The organism is Microbispora sp. CA-102843 (assembly GCF_050936215.1).
Lineage (GTDB): Bacteria > Actinomycetota > Actinomycetes > Streptosporangiales > Streptosporangiaceae > Microbispora.
Genome location: NZ_JBNJNF010000001.1, coordinates 9131177 through 9149677, shown reverse-complemented (window position 1 = coordinate 9149677; position 18501 = coordinate 9131177). Strand labels below are relative to the sequence as shown.

16 protein-coding genes are annotated in these 18501 nt (G+C 71.6%); 11 read left to right on the top strand and 5 right to left on the bottom strand.

Going from position 1 to position 18501, the window contains the following annotated elements; genetic code table 11:
• Positions 1 to 94: 94 nt before the first annotated feature.
• A complete protein-coding gene (locus tag ACQEVJ_RS42630) occupies positions 95 to 1285 on the top strand; it encodes a MarP family serine protease (RefSeq protein WP_433110819.1) in 1191 nt (396 codons plus the stop codon).
• An 86-nt stretch (positions 1286 to 1371) separates the two neighbouring features.
• On the opposite strand, the gene ACQEVJ_RS42625 is transcribed toward ACQEVJ_RS42630, so the two are convergent.
• The 4 genes from ACQEVJ_RS42625 to acs all read right to left on the bottom strand — a co-directional run bounded on the left by ACQEVJ_RS42625 (position 1372) and on the right by acs (position 5758).
• Positions 1372 to 1758, bottom strand: coding sequence for a DUF309 domain-containing protein (locus ACQEVJ_RS42625; protein ID WP_433110817.1), 387 nt, complete (start codon positions 1756 to 1758; stop codon positions 1372 to 1374).
• A 345-nt stretch (positions 1759 to 2103) separates the two neighbouring features.
• Entirely contained in the window at positions 2104 to 3024 is a 921-nt protein-coding gene (locus tag ACQEVJ_RS42620) for an alpha/beta fold hydrolase (protein ID WP_433110815.1), read from the bottom strand.
• The gene (locus tag ACQEVJ_RS42615; RefSeq protein ID WP_433110813.1) at positions 3014 to 3514 is read right to left on the bottom strand and encodes a phage holin family protein; all 501 of its coding nucleotides are present in this window, start codon (positions 3512 to 3514) and stop codon (positions 3014 to 3016) included. The genes ACQEVJ_RS42620 and ACQEVJ_RS42615 overlap by 11 nt, the downstream gene beginning before the upstream one ends.
• Positions 3515 to 3781: 267 nt before the next feature.
• Entirely contained in the window at positions 3782 to 5758 is a 1977-nt protein-coding gene (acs, locus tag ACQEVJ_RS42610) for an acetate--CoA ligase (RefSeq protein WP_433110811.1), read from the bottom strand.
• 261 nt (positions 5759 to 6019) lie between these two features.
• Here acs and ACQEVJ_RS42605 point away from each other — a divergent pair, with 261 nt between their 5' ends.
• From ACQEVJ_RS42605 to ACQEVJ_RS42560, 10 genes are all read left to right on the top strand, one after another.
• The gene (locus tag ACQEVJ_RS42605) at positions 6020 to 6796 is read left to right on the top strand and encodes an oxidoreductase (protein WP_433110809.1); all 777 of its coding nucleotides are present in this window, start codon (positions 6020 to 6022) and stop codon (positions 6794 to 6796) included.
• An 867-nt stretch (positions 6797 to 7663) separates the two neighbouring features.
• Complete coding sequence (ssd, locus tag ACQEVJ_RS42600) at positions 7664 to 8746, top strand: septum site-determining protein Ssd (RefSeq protein ID WP_433110807.1); 1083 nt, start codon at positions 7664 to 7666, stop codon at positions 8744 to 8746.
• Positions 8743 to 9921, top strand: a complete 1179-nt coding sequence (locus ACQEVJ_RS42595) for a TadA family conjugal transfer-associated ATPase (RefSeq protein ID WP_433110805.1) — start codon at positions 8743 to 8745, stop codon at positions 9919 to 9921. The genes ssd and ACQEVJ_RS42595 overlap by 4 nt, the downstream gene beginning before the upstream one ends.
• Entirely contained in the window at positions 9918 to 10658 is a 741-nt protein-coding gene (locus ACQEVJ_RS42590; protein ID WP_433110803.1) for a type II secretion system F family protein, read from the top strand. Before ACQEVJ_RS42595 ends, ACQEVJ_RS42590 begins: the two co-directional genes overlap by 4 nt.
• Positions 10659 to 10752: 94 nt before the next feature.
• Entirely contained in the window at positions 10753 to 11511 is a 759-nt protein-coding gene (locus ACQEVJ_RS42585; RefSeq protein WP_433110801.1) for a type II secretion system F family protein, read from the top strand.
• A gap of 233 nt (positions 11512 to 11744) precedes the next feature.
• Entirely contained in the window at positions 11745 to 12113 is a 369-nt protein-coding gene (locus ACQEVJ_RS42580) for a DUF4244 domain-containing protein (RefSeq protein ID WP_433110799.1), read from the top strand.
• Between the two features lie 29 nt (positions 12114 to 12142).
• Complete coding sequence (locus tag ACQEVJ_RS42575; RefSeq protein ID WP_433110797.1) at positions 12143 to 12604, top strand: TadE family type IV pilus minor pilin; 462 nt, start codon at positions 12143 to 12145, stop codon at positions 12602 to 12604.
• 116 nt (positions 12605 to 12720) lie between these two features.
• Positions 12721 to 13110, top strand: a complete 390-nt coding sequence (locus ACQEVJ_RS42570; protein WP_433110795.1) for an Rv3654c family TadE-like protein — start codon at positions 12721 to 12723, stop codon at positions 13108 to 13110.
• 391 nt (positions 13111 to 13501) lie between these two features.
• Positions 13502 to 15052 (top strand): hypothetical protein, encoded by a 1551-nt coding sequence (locus ACQEVJ_RS42565; RefSeq protein ID WP_433110793.1) that lies wholly within the window; start codon positions 13502 to 13504, stop codon positions 15050 to 15052.
• A gap of 51 nt (positions 15053 to 15103) precedes the next feature.
• Positions 15104 to 15706, top strand: coding sequence for a class I SAM-dependent methyltransferase (locus ACQEVJ_RS42560; protein ID WP_433110791.1), 603 nt, complete (start codon positions 15104 to 15106; stop codon positions 15704 to 15706).
• A 184-nt stretch (positions 15707 to 15890) separates the two neighbouring features.
• On the opposite strand, the gene ACQEVJ_RS42555 is transcribed toward ACQEVJ_RS42560, so the two are convergent.
• On the bottom strand, positions 15891 to 18404 hold the full coding sequence (locus ACQEVJ_RS42555; RefSeq protein WP_433110789.1) for a DEAD/DEAH box helicase: 2514 nt from the start codon (positions 18402 to 18404) through the stop codon (positions 15891 to 15893).
• Between the last annotated feature and the right edge of the window lie 97 nt (positions 18405 to 18501).

The window sequence follows — 18501 nt, the reverse complement described above, 5'->3', positions numbered from 1 at the left end:
CCCCGGCCGGCCGCGGGGTGCTCGTACGCCGCGGATGGCGACGAGACCGGGCAGACGCCCGCGCGACGGGTGGCGTGGCTATACCGTGGAAACTGTGCGCGGCGATCTTCTGGATCTCATCCTGATCGGCCTGGTGGTGGCCTTCGCGGTATCCGGTTACCGGCAGGGCTTCATCATCGGGGCCTTCAGCTTCATCGGATTCATCGGCGGCGCCATCCTGGGGTTGTTCATCGCACCACCCCTGGCCGGAGCGATCGTCAGCGGCGACATCGAGAGGGCCCTGTTAGCCATCGTCATCGTCTTCCTGACGGCGACGATCGGGCAGTTCGCGTCCTCGACCATCGGCGCGGTGGCCCGCAGCCACGTCACATGGGAGCCGGCCAAGGCGGTCGACGCCTTCGGCGGCTCCGTCGCCAGCGGCCTTTCCGTTCTGGCCATCGCCTGGCTGATCGGCTCCCTGATGGTCTCGATGAGCATCGGCCAGCCGCTGGTCAAGGACCAGATCAACGGATCCCTCGTGTGGCAGACGGTCGACGAGGCCATCCCGGACGGTGTGCGGGCCATGCAGAAGCCGTTCAGGGACTTCGTGACCACGTCGGAGTGGCCACAGGTCATCACCTCGATCGGCGGCCAGAACGTGCCGCCGCCGGACCAGAGCCTGATCAACAGCAGCCCCGCCCTCGTACGGGCCCGCAGGGCGATCGTCAAGGTGCAGGGCACGGCCCCGAGCTGCCGCAAGCGCATCGAGGGGACCGGGTTCGTCTACGCGCGGCAGCGGATCATGACGAACGCGCACGTCGTCGCCGGGGTCACCGAGGGGCTGCGGGTGACCGACTACGAGGGCAACCAGTACGATGCCCGGGTCGTCCTGTACAACCCCGAGCGCGACATCGCGATCCTGTTCGTCCCGGGCCTTCCGATCAACGCGCTGCGCTTCGACATGAACGCCGACAAGGGCGACAGCGCGATCATCGCCGGTTACCCGAAGGGCCACCCCTTCACGCCGCTCGCCGCGCGCATCAGGATCAAGCAGCGCGCCGAGTCGTACGACATCTACAACCAGCGCAAGGTGGAGCGCGAGGTCTACGCCATCCGGGGCAAGGTCCAGCCGGGCAACTCGGGCGGGCCGCTGCTGAGCCCGGACGGCCGGGTGTTCGGAGTCATCTTCGCCGCCGCGACGGACCAGCCGGAGACGGGCTACGCCCTCACGGCGGAGGAGGTCATGACCGACGCCAACGACGGTAGCGGCGCCGTCGTCCGCGTGGGCACCCAGGACTGCGACTAGGTCAGGGCGGCGACTAGGTCAGGGCGGCGGCTAGGTCAGGGCGGCGGCTAGGTCAGGGCGGCGGCTAGGTCGGGACGGCGACCTCGCTACTCGCCGGGGGTCAGGCGGGCCAGGATGGCGGCGACGGCGGAGCCGGCGTCGGCGTTCCCCTCGTCGATGGCGGTCGTGACCGCGTCGGCCTCCACGGCCAGGGCCCGCAGGTCCAGCCCGTAGGGGCGGGTGGAGCCGTACGCGGAGAGCCGGGCGGACCCGCGGGTCAGCAGGGCGGCGGCGCCGGAGAGGTTGCCGCGCTGGATGTGCGTCAGACCGACGCACATCTGCGCGAGCCCCTGCCACAGCTCGCGTTCCTCGGCCGGGCCGGTCTTCCAGCGGGCCTCCAGCACCTCGTGGGCGTGGAACGGACGGCCCGCCGCGAGCAGCTTCCTGGCCTCCTCCAGCGCCTCCTCGGCGGCGGGGGCGTAGTCGTCCGGCACCCGGGGCACTCCCTCTGTGCCTCTGGGAAGCGGCCTGCCGTACTCGTCGCGAGGGCGTGCATTGCGGGGGCGACCCGCTTCGTCACGGTCACGCATGGTCCCTCCGCAAGGCGCGTGGGCGGTTCAGAGCGGCCGAAGCGGCGGCGATCTTCCGGACCACCCGGAGATCAGCCAGGAAGTTGGGCCACTTCAGGGCACATTTCTACTATCTTCTTCAAGATCACGGGTACCGGATCCGGCAGCCGGGACGACCGCACTGGGGTGGTCACGATGTGCGAGACCGGCGACGGCGGGACCGTGCCCGGCGCCGAACGCCAGGTCAGCGGTCGGATTCAGTGGTGGGACTCAGCGGTCGGGCTCGGGGTCGGAGAGCCAGGAGATGAGCTCGGCGTTGAACTGCTCGGGGCGCTCCTCGTGCGGGAAATGCCCGGCGCCCTCGATCAGCCGCCACCGGTAGGGCGCGGCCACGAACCTGCTGGAGCCCTGGGCGGTCCGCGGCAGGATGCACGGGTCGAGCGCGCCGTGCAGCTGCAGCGTCGGCGCCTCGATCTCCGCGCGCATCTGACGGGCGTAGCGGAAGCCGTCAGGGCGGAGCTGGGAGCGGGCGAACCAGCGGTAGTACTCCAGCGCGCAGTGCGCCACCGTCGGAAGCCGCATCGCCTCCTGGTAGACCCGCGTCACGCCCTCGCCCGGCCACTGCGGCCCGGCCCACCTCTCGACGAGCCTGCCCACCGCGGCGCCGCCCCTGCGGGTCAGCTTCCGCTCCGGCAGGAAGGGGAGCTGGAATCCCAGGGCGTAGCGGCTGGCCCTGAGCTGGCCGAGCGGGTCGGTGAACAGTGCGGAGCGCATGCGCAGCGGATGCGGCGCCGACACCGGCACCAGCCGCCCCACCACCTTCGGGTCGAGGACGCCCATCGTCCAGCCCAGCAGGCCGCCCCAGTCGTGGCCCACCACGATCGCGCTCGTCTCGCCGAGCGCGCGCACCAGGCCCGCCGCGTCGACGGCCAGCGCGGGCAGGTCGTAGCCGCGTGGCGGCTTGTCGCTGGTGCCGTAACCGCGCAGGTCGACGGCGACGGCTCGATAGCCGGCCTCCGCCAGCGCCGGAAGCTGGTGGCGCCAGGTCCACCAGAACTGGGGGAACCCGTGCAGCAGCAGGACCAGCGGCCCGTCCCCGGCCTCCGCCACGTGGAACCGCACACCGCCCGCGTGCACCACCCGGTGTGTCCAGGGGCCGTCGGCCTCGATCAGCGTCTCGTCAACCGGCATCGCTCACGGACTCCCGGTGGGCGCCCACCTGGCCGGCGGTCGGGCCGGTGTACGGCGGCGGCGCCGGGGCAGCGGGCCGCGGCGCGGGGGCCGGGACCTTCTCCGGCAGCGTCTCCTCCGCCTCTTCCGGGCCCGTGAGGCCGCGCAGGCTCCGCCTGGTGCGCTTCATGCCGGTCAGTCCCTTGAGCCGGCGGTAGCCGACGAGGACCAGCAACCCGGCCATGAGGAGGTAGAACACGGTGACGATCGTGAATGCGAGCCACGTGGCCAGCCCCGCGGCCACGAGGGCGTACGCGATCGCGAACGAGGCCAGGATCAGGCACAGATGCCCGATGAAGGCCGCGGCGCCGAACAGCCCGGCGGCCGTCCCGACCCGCTTCGCGTCGAACTTGAGCTCGGCCTTCGCCAGCTCGATCTCCGACCGTACGAGGGTCGAGATGTGATGGCTCGCCTGGGCGACCAGCGCACCGAGCGATTCGTCCTCGGGCATGAGCGATCTCCTATCTGCGACTATCAAACATCATCTCGTGCCCGTCCGCGCACGTGCACGTCAAGCCCTCTCGCCTGTGGATGACGACAGCCCGAAGGCCGCACACGCGGGGACCTGCCCGCAGGCGGCCGGAATATGACGCCTCAGGCGATCTGCCCGCTCCTCGTCGCGACGAAAGCAGCCCCGGATCCCGTGCGGGCGCGGAGACGAGGAAAGGCGTGGACGCCGTTCGTCCACGCCTTCCTCACGAGATCGGGCGGCTCGCGATCAGTCGTCGCTCTTGGCGCTGGGCAGCTTGTCCGCGATCAGGTTCATGACCGAGCTGTCGGTCAGCGTGGTGACGTCGCCGAGCGAGCGGTTCTCCGCCACGTCGCGCAGCAGCCGGCGCATGATCTTGCCGGAGCGGGTCTTCGGCAGCTCGGGCACGACCAGGATCTGCCGCGGCTTGGCGATCGGGCCGAGCGTCTTGGCCACGTGGGCGCGCAGTTCGGCGGCGATGTCGTCGCTCTCCTCCGCGCTGCCGCGCAGGATCACGAAGGCCACGATGGCCTGGCCGGTCACCGGGTCGGTGGCGCCCACGACGGCCGCCTCGGCCACCTTCGGGTGGCTGACCAGTGCGCTCTCGACCTCGGTCGTGGAGATGTTGTGCCCGGAGACGAGCATGACGTCGTCCACCCGGCCGAGCAGCCACAGGTCGCCGTCCTCGTCGCGCTTGGCGCCGTCGCCGGGGAAGTACATCCCCTCGAAGCGCGACCAGTAGGTGTCGACGTAGCGCTTGTCGTCGCCCCAGATGGTCCTGAGCATGGACGGCCACGGCTCGCGGACCACGAGGAAGCCGCCGCCGCCGTTCGGCACCGAGTTGCCCTGGTCGTCGACCACGTCGGCCACGACGCCGGGCAGCGGCTGCATCGCGGCGCCGGGCTTGGCGGCCGTGACGCCGGGAAGCGGGCTGATCATGATGCCGCCGGTCTCCGTCTGCCACCACGTGTCCACCACGGGGCAGCGGCTGGCGCCGATGTGCTCGCGGTACCAGACGTACGCCTCGGGGTTGATGGGCTCGCCGACCGACCCGAGCACCCGCAGGGACGACATGTCGTACTTCGCGGGGATGTCGTCGCCCCACTTCATGAACGTACGGATCGCGGTGGGGGCGGTGTAGAGGATCGTGACCTTGTACTTCTGCACGATCTCCCAGAAACGGCCGCGGTGGGGGGTGTCCGGGGTGCCCTCGTAGATGACGCTGGTCGCGCCGTTGGCGAGCGGGCCGTACACGATGTAGGAGTGCCCGGTGACCCAGCCGATGTCGGCCGTGCACCAGTAGATGTCGTTGTCGGGCTTGAGGTCGAAGACCGCGTGGTGGGTCCAGGCGACCTGGGTGAGGTAACCGCCGGTGGTGTGCAGGATGCCCTTCGGCTTCCCGGTCGTGCCGCTGGTGTAGAGGATGTACAGCGGGTCCTCGGCGTCGTGCGGCACCGGCTCGTGCTCGGCGGGCTGGCGGTCCACGAGGTCGTGCCACCAGATGTCCCGCTCGCTGATCGCGACGTCCTGGCCGGTCCTGCGCACCACGACGACGTGCTCGACGCCGGGGCACTCGGCGACCGCCTCGTCGACCGTCGGCTTGAGCGCGCTGGGCGCGCCGCGGCGGAAGCCGCCGTCGGCCGTGACGACGACCTTGGCGTCCGCGTCATGGATGCGGCTCTTCAGGGCGGAGGCGGAGAAGCCGCCGAAGACCACCGAGTGGATCGCCCCGATCCGGGCGCAGGCCAGCAGGGTGATCGGCAGCTCGGGGATCATCGGCATGTAGACCGCGACCCGGTCGCCCTTGCCCACTCCCAGCTCCTGCAGCGCGTTCGCCGCCTTCGAGACCTCCTGCTGCAGGTCGGCGTAGGTGATCGTGCGGCTGTCGCCCTCCGGCTCACCCTCCCAGTAGTAGGCGACCTTGTCGCCCCGGCCGGCCTCCACGTGGCGGTCGACGCAGTTGTAGGCGACGTTCAGCTTGCCGCCGATGAACCACTTGGCGAAAGGCGGCTTCCACTCCAGCGTGGTGTCCCAGCGCTCCGCCCACGTCAGCCGCTCCGCGGCGCGCTCCCAGAAGGCGAGCCGGTCCTGTGCGGCTTCCTCGTAGGCGTCCGCCGTGACGTTCGCGGCCGACGCCAGGTCCGCCGGAGGCTCGAACCTGCGCGTCTCGCTCAGCAGGTTCGACAGCGTCTCCTGGGTTTCCTGACCGGGGGTCTCGGTGGCCACTCCGTACTCCTTCACAGCGTCTAAAAGGTTGTCTCTCGTTCGGCCGCCTCGGCCAAGCTGGGGTATGTCGTGTCCCACTTCACCAGGCGAGTGGTGTCAAGTACAAGTAATCGGGGTGGGCGCGTTTTGTCCGGTTACCGCCTATAACCTGCCAACTTAGCGACAGGCGAGGAGACGGCCGAGACCGGCGTCGCTTTTGTGCGCTGAACGGCCGCACCTCCTCGGCGAACGACGTTCTACCGGCGGGTATGGTCGGGGGCTGTGAGCGATCCCCTGGCCGTGATCGCCGGGCTGCCCGGCGTGTCCGAGGCCGTACAGGAGGCCCGAGAGGCCGTCGACCGGCTCTACCGGCATCGGGTGCTGCGGCGGCGCAGTCCCGAGGTGTCGGCCGAGTCGGCCCTGCGTGGCGCGCGCGCCTCCGCCGCGATCGAGGGCGTGGACGTGCCACTCGAGCCGCTGCGCATGGGCGAGGTGACCGACCCCGTCGTGCAGGGCGCGCTGCGCGCCTCGGCCGAACTCGGCCGGCTGGCCCCGACGTGGCGGTCGGCGCCGCGGCAGGTCCTCGCCCGGCTGCACGCGCTGGCGGCTGCCGGGCTGACCGCCGACCCCGGCAGGCCCCGGACCGAGCTCACGACCGCCGATCCGCTCGGGCTCGGCCCGGCGCCCGGACCGGAGGAGACCGCGGCCCGCATGTCGGCCCTCGCCGGGCTGGTCACGGGTTCCACCGCGGCGCCCGCCCTCGTGCTCGCCGCGATCGTGCATGCGGAGCTGGCGGTGCTGCGTCCCTTCGGCGTGGCCGACGGCCTGGTCGCCCGCGCGGCCGAGCGGCTCACGCTGGTCGACCTCGGCCTCGATCCGAAGTCGCTCGCCGCCGTCGAGGTGGGCCACGCCGACCTCGGCGACGCGTACGGCGAGGGCCTCAGGGCGTATCTCAAGGGCACGAGTGAGGGCGTCGGCATCTGGGTGAGGCACTGCGCCTCGGCGGTCGTCCTCGGCGTCCGCGAGACGACGGCGATCTGCGAGGCCATGTCCCGCTGATCCGCCTCTTGCGGGCCGCGGCGTGCGCACTGGTGCGGGCGAGCGCGGTCCCCTGGGCCGTGTGTCGGGCCGCGGTGCGCGGCGCCGGTATATCGCTCAGCCCTGGTGTTGCGTGGACAAAGCAGACGGCGTCCCTGGTGTGGAACGCCGTCGCCGGTACGTGTCACCGGGTTACCAAGCGTGCACCTGAATCTGTCGGAGCGGGTCAAGCCCGTCTCGACACGCCTCCCGCGGCTGGTCGCGCGTGGGTACCCGATGCCGTACGCGGACCCGCAGGTCCGTAATCCCTTTTTACGTCCGTTTCCCCGGGATGGAAACCCCTACGGCCAAGAGCTTTACCGAGTCACTTGGGTCATTCCTGTACTTCTGTCCCCATTGGTGCTGTTCGGCATGAGAGGGTGTGATCGGTGACTCCTCGTGGTGGCCGTCCGCACCCGTTGCGACCGCACCTGCCGACATGTCACACTGACTTTTGGAAAAAGTTTTGCTCAGATTGGAGAGGGTTCTCGACGTACCTCTCGTGATCAGGCAACATACGGTGTGTCTCCCCATACGGACGGCATGCGACCTTTGGGAAACCCTTGCCATGCCCTGGTCCCTTGTTTAAAGCTTTCTTGTAATACGGGACCGGCTCTACCCCCCCAGAGCCGGACCACCAGGCGACCCCCGCTCTCCCCCCCCGGCGGGGGTCGCCTTTTTTCCCCGCTGATCAACGTGACCAATAGTGGACGACCCGAACTACCCGGTCTTGTCCACAGGCCGGGCTTCGTCCACAGAACGCGGTTCGCTCTCCCGGGCCGGTCGCGGCCTCTCGCATCGTGGTCCTCCCGAAACGCCGAGTCGTCCCGGACGACAGGGGAGACACCGATGCCACGCCCACTGGCCATAACCGACGATCAGGAACTCCTCGACGACCTGCTCCGCATCGCCGCCGCCGCGGGCGTCGAACTCGACGTGGCCCACGCGGCCGCCCACGCCCGTCCGTACTGGATCCGGGCTCCGCTGGTCGTGGTCGGCAGTGACCTGGCCGACGATCTGGCCGCCACGGGTCCGCCGCCCCGGCAGAACGTGGTCGTCGTGACGCGGACGGCCGACGATCCCGACATGTGGCGCAGGTGCGTCGCCGTCGGGGCGCACACCGTGCTGGAGTTGCCCGAGGCCGAGCGGCTCCTCGTGGAGGAGTTCGGCGACGCCGCAGAGCCCGCGACCAGGGCCGGCACAGTCCTGTGCATCGCGGGAGGGAAGGGCGGCGCCGGTGCCACCGTCCTCGCGGCGTCCCTGGCGCTGACGGCGTCCCGCGGCGGGCTGCGCACGCTCCTCGTCGACGCCGACCCGCTCGGCGGCGGCATCGACGTGCTGCTCGGTCAGGAGGAGGCCCTGGGCGCCCGTTGGCCCGACATCGTCGGAAGGGAAGGCAGGGTGAGCTTCGCCGCCCTTCAGGAGGCGCTGCCCACCTTCGGGGAGCTCACCGTGCTGTCGGCGCATCGTGGCGAGTCGGTGCGCATTCCCCGGGAGGCGATGCGCGTCGTGCTCGACGCCGCGCAACGCGGTTGCGACCTGGTCGTGGTCGACCTGCCCCGGCATGCCGGTGAGGGCGAGGCCGAGGCGCTCGCCAGGGCCGCCGCGACGATCGTCGTCGTTCCCGCGGACCTGCGAGGAGCGCTCGCGGCGGCCCAGACGGTGACGCTGCTCCGCCCGGGGACGGGCGATCTGCGCCTGGTGATGCGCGCGGGAACGCTCGACCCTGAGGTCGTCGCGGCCTCTCTGTCGGTCCCGTGCGCGGGCGTGCTCCCGGAGGTGCGCGGACTCGTGGAGACGCTGGATCGGGGAGACCCGCCGCCGCTGCGCCGCTCCCCGTTGGGCCGCTTCTGTACGGAACTGCTCGAGTCTCTCCTGGGCGGGCTCTCCCAGACCGGCAGCCGGCCGCCCGCCGGGGCAGGTGGCCCATGACCCGCGAAGGCCCGGTGACCGTTCCCGGCGTCGGCGCGGATCTGGTCGAGGCGGTCCGGGTACGGCTGTCGCAGACCGGTGCCGCCCCCAGCGAGGCCCAGGTGGCGGCGGCCCTGCGCGCGGAGCGGGCCGTGCTCGGCGACGCCGAGATCCTGGCCGTCGCTCGGACGCTGCGCGCCCATCTCATCGGCGCGGGCCCGCTCGAAGCCCTGCTGGCCGAGCCGGGCGTCACGGACGTCCTGGTCAACGGCCCGCGCGAGGTGTGGGTGGACGACGGAGACGGCCTGCGCAGGACGAGCGTGACGTTTCCGGGCGACGACGAGGTCCGCAGGCTCGCCCAGCGTCTGGCCGCGGCGGCCGGGCGTCGTCTCGACGACGCCTGTCCTTACGTGGACGCCCGGCTCGCCGGCGGCGTGCGCCTGCACGCGGTCCTCCCGCCGATCGCGGCAGAGGGGACCTGCCTGTCCCTGCGGCTGCCGTCGCGGCGGGCGTTCACGGTGGAGGAGCTCGCCGCGGAGGGCGGAGCCGCCGTGCTCCGCGCGATCATGGCGGCCCGGCTGGCGTTCCTGGTCACCGGAGGAACAGGCACCGGCAAGACGACCATGTTGAGCGCCATGCTCTCCCTCGCGGGTCCGGCGGAGCGCCTGCTGCTGGTCGAGGACTCCGCCGAGTTGCAGCCCCTGCACCCCCACGTCGTACGGCTGGAGGCCCGGCCGCCGAACCTCGAAGGCGCGGGCGGGGTCGGGCTGCGCGATCTCGTACGGCAGGCCCTCCGGATGCGGCCCGACCGCCTCGTGGTGGGCGAGGTGCGCGGAGCTGAGGTCGTCGACCTCCTGGCGGCGCTCAACACGGGCCACGAAGGGGGCTGCGGCACGCTGCACGCCAACAACGCCGCCGACGTGCCCGCGCGGCTGGAGGCTCTGGCCTGCGCGGCGGGGCTGTCGCGGGAGGCGGTGCACAGCCAGATCGCCGCCGCGCTCGATCTCGTCATCCACCTCGTGCGGGAGGCGGGCGGCGGCCGTCGCCGCGTGTCGGAGATCTGCGTGCTCGAACGCGGCCCGTCCGGCCTGGTGACGGCGGTCCCGGCCCTGACCTTCGGCCCGGACGGCCGGGCGCGCCGGGGCCCGTCCTTCGAGGCGCTGCTCGCGCGCTGCCCGGCCTCGTGGCCGTCATGACGCCGCCGGGCGGGCTGGTCACGGGACTGGCCGCGATGCTCGCCGCCGCCCTCGCCGCCTGGGTGTGGGCGGGGCCGGATTCCGGGACGACACGGCTGGCATCGCTCACCCGGACGCGGCGGCCAAGCGACATGCGCAGGTTCTGGACGGCGCTCACCCGCCGTCCACGGCCAGGGGCGACGGCGGCGGCCTGGCGTGCGGCGTCCGTCGAGCTGTGCCAGAGCCTGGCAGCCGAGCTGTCGGCGGGCAGGACTCCCGGCGACGCCCTCGCGCGGGCGGTCTCCTCGATCAGCCCACCCGATCCGGCCGCACTCGCCCCGGTGGTCGCCGCCGCCCGGGATGGCGGTGACGTCGCCGCGGCCTTGTTGAACGCCGCGCCCGCCCGTGGCGGCGAGGGCCTGGTCCGGCTGGCCGCGTGCTGGCGGGTGAGCGTGGCCGTGGGCGGCGGCCTGACCGCACTGGTGGAACGGGTGTGCGCGTCACTGCGTGATGCACAGGCTCATCGAGAGGAGGTGGCCGCCCAGCTTTCCGGACCTCGGGCGACCGCCCGGATGCTGGCGGGCCTGCCCGTGCTCGGCCTGCTGATGGCCGCCGGACTCGGCATGGATCCGCTGGCGTTCCTGTTCGGCAACGCGGCGGGGCTCGCCTGCCTGGTCGTCGGGCTCGCTCTCGATGCCGCCGGCGTTTGGTGGACCCACAGGCTCGTCACCCGGGCGGAGGAGCTGACGGTGCCGTGATCGGACGGCGTCGTCATCGGACGCGCTGCCGTATCGGAAGGCGACACCGGTTGTCCTGCTGGAGCCGATTGTCCTGCCGGGAAGGGGGCGAGACGTGATCGCCGTGCTGGCCGGGGTCCTGACCACGCTGGCGATGCTGACATGGCCGGTTGCCCGTTCACCGGCCGTGCGCCTGAACGCCATCGCGTCGTCGGCGTCGTCGCCGGAGGCGCCGACGCGGGGATCGCCGGGCTCCGCGCCGGTGGGTGCGAGCGCGTCACGCCGGGGGGTGGCCGTCGCGGCACCCGTGGGATTCGCGCTCTTCCTGCTTCTCGGCGGTCCGGTGGGGGTGCTCGCGGGGACGGTGACGGGCGTCGGTCTGTTCGTCGCCGTTCGTCGGCGGGAACCGGCCGAGGTCAGGCGCCGCCGGGAGCGTATGGGGGCCGACCTTCCGTTCGCCGTCGATCTGATCGTCGCCTGTCTCCGGGCCGGACAACCGATGAGCGGGGCCGTCGAGACGACGGCCGTCGCGATCGCGGGCCCGGTGGGCGAGCGCCTCTCGTGGGCCGGCGCTCAGATGCGCCTGGGCGCTCCTCCTGAGGAGGCGTGGGCCGCTCTGTCCCATGAGCCGGCGCTCGCCGCCCTGGCCAGGACGATGATCCGGGCTTCCCAGAGCGGTGCGCCGGTCGCCGACGTCCTCACCCGGCTCGCCGACGACACCCGGCGGGCGGCTCAGGCGACGGCCTCGGCCGCGGCGCGAAGGGTGGGCGTCCACGCCGTCGCACCGCTTGGGCTCTGCTTCCTGCCGGCCTTCGTCTTCCTGGGGATCATCCCCATGGTCGCGGGTCTGGCGGGCCAGATCCTCCTGCCATGAACAACCTGTGGACACTGCAATCCACACCTGTGGACAGCGAGCGGGGCAAATGGCTGACAAGCTCGCCAATCTCTGGCCGTCAATCCACAGGCGAGGGCTCTTTGGTTGTGGACAACCGCGGTGGCGGGGCTCTTGTCCACAGAACCGCGCTCGGCCCGAATCCCGCCGCCCGCGATCCCGCAGTCTGGCCCAGCACGGGCGGAGGAGCCGCCCCGAGCGGGTCAGGAGGACCGATGAGCAAGCACGCCGCGACCGGCCGGAGGAACCAGACGGGCACCAGCCTCAGGCGGCGAGACGGTGCCGCTGTGGGCCGTCACAGGGCGAGGCCGGCGCGATGGTCGATGTGCGATGCCCTGCGGCGGTTGCCCGCCGCGCTTCGGCGTTCCGTCGCCAGAGCCTCGTGCCGCGCCCGAGAGCTGAGCATTCGATGGACCGTGCAGGCCGGGACGAGGGCCGACGCGGGCATGTCGACCGCGGAGTACGCCGTCGGCACGATAGCCGCCTGCGGGTTCGCCGCGCTGCTCTGGAAGGTGGTCACCAGTGCCGAAGTGAGGTCCATGCTCGCCGCGCTCATCCAGAAGGCGCTGAAGCTGGCTGCCTGAGGCTACCGGTGGTGCGCCGTTGTGCCCGGGTGCCGCGACGTCGTGTGGTGGACGTGCGGCCCGGGCGGGAGCGAGGCTCGGTGACCGCGGAGACCGCTGTCGCCCTTCCGGCCCTCGTACTGGTGCTGACCGCCGCACTGTGGGCGGTGACCATCGTGGGCGCGCAACTGCGATGCGTCGACGCCGCCCGCGCCGGCGCACGCGCGGCCGCGCGGGGTGAGGCAGCTGAGGAGGTGAGCGCGGCAGTCCTGCGGCTGGCTCCCGAGGGTGCCACGGTGTCCATTCGGGTGGGAGCCGACACCACCCGGGTCGAGGTCATCGCGACCGTCAGGCCTCCGTTCAGGTCGCCGCTCCCGCCGGCTCGCCTCCACGCCGCCGCCGTCTCCGCCACCGAACCCGGCGTCCTCCCGGCATCGACGGGGGATGCGGCGACGACCCGGCCGGGCCGCGGCGAAGACCTCGTCGCTCCGAGACCAGGCGAACGCGAATGAGGAGCGGCTCCGGCGCCACATGAACCCGGCCGGCAGTCGCCCGAATCCGGAGGAGCGCGGATCACGGCAGCGAGGACACGTGAATGACAGATCGTTTCGGACACGGGGGTATGTGAATGAGGAGATTTCCGGCCTGCGGGGACGGAGTGCGCTCCGCGCGGGAACGCGGCTCGGCGACCATCTGGACGATCGCGCTCATGACCGCCGTGTGGGCGGTGGCGATGGTCGTCGTCCAGGTGGGCGTCGCCCGCGTCGCACGGCACCGGGCGCAGAGCGCCGCCGATCTCGGCGCGCTCGGGGCCGCGCGCGTGGCGCTCGCGGTCCCGGATCAGGCGTGCGACCGCGCCGAGGCGATCACGGTCGCCAACGGTGCGTCGCTGCGGTCGTGCTCGCTGTCGGGCGGCGTCGCCGAGGTCGCGGTAACCGTGCGGTTCGCGGTCCCCCTCCTTGGTCCCGCGACGGCTGCCGCTTCCGCCAAGGCCGGTCCGGTCGGTGCCGCGGCATGAGGGGGCGATCGCCGCGGGCGGATCACCCCGCGGAAAAGAACAAGACTGCTCTCTCCCACAGGTCCGCCTTAGGTTCGACAGCCCCTGGCGGGCGAAAGGAGCGCACGTACAAGCCCATCTGGACGGAGGCCGGGGGTGCGCCGGCGTTCGACCCGATGATGGAGAGAGCCACGACGAATTATGGATCTTCCGTAATGTGAGACTCCTTCTGTAGCAATAGAATCACGACTTCTTAGACATTCGGTCCAAGAGCGGACGGCTGGCGTAAGGTGCCGCGTACTCTCAGTCGCCGTACGCATTCGGCCGAGGTAGCCGGGGCGGACGGTTCTCCACGAAGGGATGCGTCGTGACCAGGGTTCGTAGGCTGGGCACAACGGCGATGATCGTTTTGGTGGCTTTGGCGTCCATGCCGATGGTCGGTGTCGCACCGGCGAACGCGGCCAACGCCGAGATCCTGTCCCCCGCGGACGGGGAGGTCGTCAAGTCGTCCGGTCCGGTGGCCGTGACCGCGAAGACGGACTGGTACCAGATCAGCATGTCCCTGTACGTCGAGGGCCCTTCCGTGTCCCGGCAGAAGATCGCTTCTGGTGGCGCGAACCAGACGATCAGCGGATCCTTCGACCCCGGCGACGCCCCCAACGGCACGTTCACGGTCACCCTGTCGGGTGAGGTCACGCACAAGACCTACGCCACCTCCACCTTTGTGCTCAGCCGTCCGCCGGAGGCTCCCTCCGGGGTCGAGGCACGGCTCAAGAATTCCTCGACAATCCTGGTCAGCTGGGCGAAGGGCGCCGAGCCGGATCTCCAGTCGTACGAGATCACCTCGATCAAGGCCGGCAAGTCCGGCTCTGTCTCCGCCGACTCCGCCTGCTCGGGTTCCACCTGTCGGACGAGCCTCCCGCTCCCGGCCGGCGTGGGCGGACAGAAGGTGGACGTCTCCGTCCGCGCGTTCCGATCGGACGGCACCGGCGGCACCGTCGCGTCTCAGCGCTCCGCGGCCGTGTACGTGACCGTTCCCGCCCCGAAGCCGTCCCCGAGCCCCTCCCCGACCCCGTCGAAGAAGCCGGGTCAGTCGGCGGTCGAGTCGCCCGCCGCGAAGACCCCGAAGACGCACCAGACCACCGCGGTGCCGAACCCGGAACCGGTACTGCCTCAGGACACCACGTCTCCCAAGGACACCGAGCTGCCGAAGGACACCGAGCTCACGCTGCCGGAGGCGAACGGTGGCAGTGACCAGACCGAGCCGGTGGTCGTCCCGGAGGAGACCGACGATCCGAAGATGACGGCTCAGTCCTCCTTCCTGCCGCTCGGCGGGCTGAGCTTCGGCGTGTACGTCGCGCTCGCCGTCGTCCTGCTGCTCACGGGCGCGAACCTGGGCGCCTGGCTGCGGCGCAAGGGCCTCACAAGTGACAGCGGAGGAGACGGACGATCCGGGGGCTCGGAGCCGGCGACAGGAAAGACGGGAGCCTCGCCTCAGGCCGCCACGGTGGCCGGCGGTGCGGCCGCGCTCGGCGGCGCCGCCACGGCGAAGGCCCGGGGGAACGCGCCTGTACGACGTCCCTCCGTGATTCTGGCCAGGCCGAAGGCCCGGGAGAATCCCCCGGAGACGGAGGCCGACACCGAGACCCGCCTGGCCGCCGTCTCCCCGACGACCGAGAGCACGGACACGATCACGGGCGCGATCACGGGCACCGACATGGGCCAGGAGACCCCGTTGTCCGATCGGCAGCCGACGGCCACTCTCGACCGGCCGGACCAGCAGGAGCCGCCGCCGGCTCCGGCGGCGCTGCCCGGTCAGATGCCGGTGGTCCCGACGCCGGTGGTGCCCGCGGGGGCGGCGTTCAACGGTCAGATGCCGGAACGGCCTCTCCGTCAGCCCGAGCCGGACGTCTGGACGGAGGACGACGACAGCCTCTACTCCGGCCGCCACCGCGACCTCTGACGGCCGCGGCGGCTCGCCTCGGTTCGCGGTGCTCGTGCGAACATCTTGAGCGTGCCCACTGATCTGCGCAGCCGATGGAATCACAACACGCATTACCATCGTCTGGCCTTGGAAGCCGTCGCGCCAGGGGCGAAGACGGCTCTGGACGTCGGCACGGGCGATGGTCTGTTGGCGGCCGATCTACGCGAGTTGGTGCCGCAGGTGACCGCCATCGATCTGGATCCGGCAGTCCTCGATCGGGCTCGCGCGACGAGGGCGGACGTGGACTGGGTCGCGGGCGACGTGATGAGGAATCCGTTGCCCGAGGGACACTTCGACGTTGTCGCGTCCATCGCGACCGTGCACCACCTGCCTGATCTGAGCGCCGGACTCGCAAGGCTGGCCTCGCTTACAGCGCCAGGTGGGGCGCTCGTCGTGATCGGTTGCGCGAACAACGGACGCCTGCGCGACTACCTGATGGATGCCGTCGGCGTCGCCCAGCACCAGGTGCTTTCGCGTACACGCGGCTACTGGCAGCACACGGCACCCGTGGAGATGGCCTTTCCCCACACGTACGCGCAGGTGAAGCAGATCGCCTCGGCTGCTCTGCCGGGGATGCGCTGGCGTCGGCTTCCGCTTTTCCGCTACGCCGTCGTCTGGCGCAAGCCGGCTTGACCCGGAGAGTTCACGGCTCGACCCGCCCACTGGGCCAAGGCCCGCAGCGCCGGAGCCGACCTCACCGCGGGCGGCGGCGATCACCTGGGCGGTCACCCGCCGCCGGCCCGACTCGTCCACCCGAGAGCTGAGTGGGCATGGTCGTCGGCTCCAGCGGCCCCGGCTCGCGTCTCCGCGCGCCGGGTCAGGCGTCCAGGAGGATGTCGAGGAGGCGGATCGCCCCGGCCTTGTCGAGCGGCTCGTTGCCGTTGCCGCACTTGGGGGACTGGATGCAGGAGGGGCAGCCGCGTTCGCATTCACATGAGGCGATCGCCTCCCGCGTCGCCGTCAGCCAGTCGGACGCCCGGGCGTACCCGCGCTCGGCGAAGCCCGCGCCTCCGTCGTGGCCGTCGTAGACGAAGACCGTCAGCAGGCCCGTGTCGGGGTGGAGTTCGGTGGACACGCCGCCGATGTCCCAGCGGTCGCAGGTCGCGAACAGGGGCAGCAGGCCGATCGAGGCGTGCTCGGCCGCGTGCGCCGCCCCGCCGAGATCCACCGCGTGTCCGGGCTGGACGAGATCGGCGAGTGCGGGCGTGGGCAGGGTCCACCAGACCGCGCGTGTGCAGAGCGTGCGCGGCGGCAGGTCGAGCGGCTCCTCGCCGAGGACCTCCCCGGTCTGCGCGCGCCGTTTGAGGTACGAGACGACCTGGCGGGTGACCTCCACCGAGCCGAAGTGCAGAGTGCCGGGCCCGAAGGGCCGCGAACGCAGCGACTCCATCACCCGGATGTCCGTGACGTCCCGCGCGAAGGTCGCGTAGTCGGGTTCGGCGACGGTGACCAGGGCGACCCCCGCGTCCAGATCGAGCACGTCGACTACGAACGTCTCGCTCTGGTGCAGGTAGACGGCCCCGGCATGGACCATGGTGTGCGCCGACGGCTCGTCGACCGTGCCCAACAGGCGACCGGTGGACGCCTCCACGACCTGCACCGGGGCGCCGCCCGAGCCGCGGATGTCCGCCAGATCGGCCGCGTGGTCCCGGCTCGTCCAGAACCACCCCGTGGGGCGCCTGCGCAGCAGTCCCCGGCTCACGAGGTCGTCGAGCACGCCCTGCGCCGCAGGGCCGAAGATCTCCAGGTCGTCCTCGGTCAGCGGGATCTCCGCGGCGGCCGCGCACAGGTGGGGTGCCAGCACGTACGGATTGTCGGGGTCGAGGACGATGGCCTCCACCGGCCGTCCGAACACCGCCTCCGGGTGGTGGACGATGTAGGTGTCCAGCGGGTCGTCACGCGCGATCAGCACGGCCAGCGCGTCCTGGCCCGCGCGGCCGGCCCGGCCCGCCTGCTGCCACAACGAGGCGCGGGTGCCGGGCCATCCGGCGATGAGGACCGCGTCGAGCCCTGAGACGTCGACGCCGAGTTCGAGCGCGTTGGTGGTGGCCAGGCCGGTCAGCTCGCCGGAGCGCAGGGCCTTTTCGAGCACCCGCCGGTCGTCGGCCAGGTAGCCCGCCCGATAGGCCGCCACCCGGTCGGCCAGCCGAACTCCACCACCCGTCCGGAGCCCCACGGCGGTCTCGGCCACCTCTCCGGTGCCGGCGGCCTCCATGGAGGACCGCGCGCCAACCTCGTCGAAGGCCTCGCCCGAAGCTCCGCCGTCGTCCGAGTCGCTCACCTCTTCCGGCAGGCCCTCGATGTCCTCCCCGTACGGCGCGGGCCCGGCGTCGAGGAGGGCCTCGACCTCCTCCAGCGTGCGGCGGGCGGTGAGGGCCACGGCCTCCGCGGCGCGGCGGGAGCGGACGAACGCGAGAGTGCGCACGTCCTCGATCACGAGGTCCGCCAGGAGATCGGCCGCCTCGGCCGTGGCCGTACGGCGGACCGGAGCCCCGCTCTCCCCGCGTAAATCGGTCAGGGGAGGCTCCCACAGGGCGAAGGTAGTCGAACCCCTGGGGGAGGCGTCCGTGGTCACCTCGGCCATCTCAAGGCCGGTCAGGCGCACTCCTGCGGCGGCGGGGTCGCTCGCGGTGGCCGATGCCAGCAGGAACACGGGAGAGGAGCCGTACCTGGCGGCGACCCGGCGCAACCGGCGAAGGATCTGGGCGACGTGGGAGCCGAAGACGCCCCGGTAGCCGTGGCACTCGTCCACGACCACCAGCCGCAGCCGCCGCCAGAATGACGACCAGGACGAGTGCCGGGGCAGAATCGACCTGTGCAGCATGTCCGGGTTGGTCAGCACGTAGTTGGCGTTCTGGCGGACCCACCGGCGTTCCTCGGGTGGCGTGTCCCCGTCGTACGTCGCGGCGCGCACCTGAGTCAGCCGCAGCTTCCGCAGGGCCCTGAGCTGGTCGGCGGCGAGCGCCTTGGTCGGAGTGAGATACAGCACGGTGCCGCCGGAGAAGATCTCCGTGACGGCCGGAACCAGGTAGGCCAGGGACTTCCCGGACGCGGTCCCTGTGGCAATGATCACGTTTTGGCCACGTTTAACCAGCTCGGCGGCTATAAGCTGGTGCTCCCAGAGGCCCGAGACCCCCTGCAGGCGCAGGCGCGAGACCAGCAGATCAGGAGCCCATTCCGGCCACCTTGCCTCACCTGCCTGACGTGCTGGAACGTGCTCCACATGAGTCACGCGCCCCCGGCGTGCGGGAACCGCGAGCAGACGGGTGAGAAGGTCGCCTGTTCGGGCAGAGGACGAAGAAGTCGGAGTCACTGGTTTCCAGTTTGGCATCTGCGGGGAGAGTCGCCCGGAGTCGTGATTTCGTATAGACACGGAGTCGTAGCGTGGTTGAATGCCGCGCATCGGGTCGTGCCTCTGGGCTACCAGG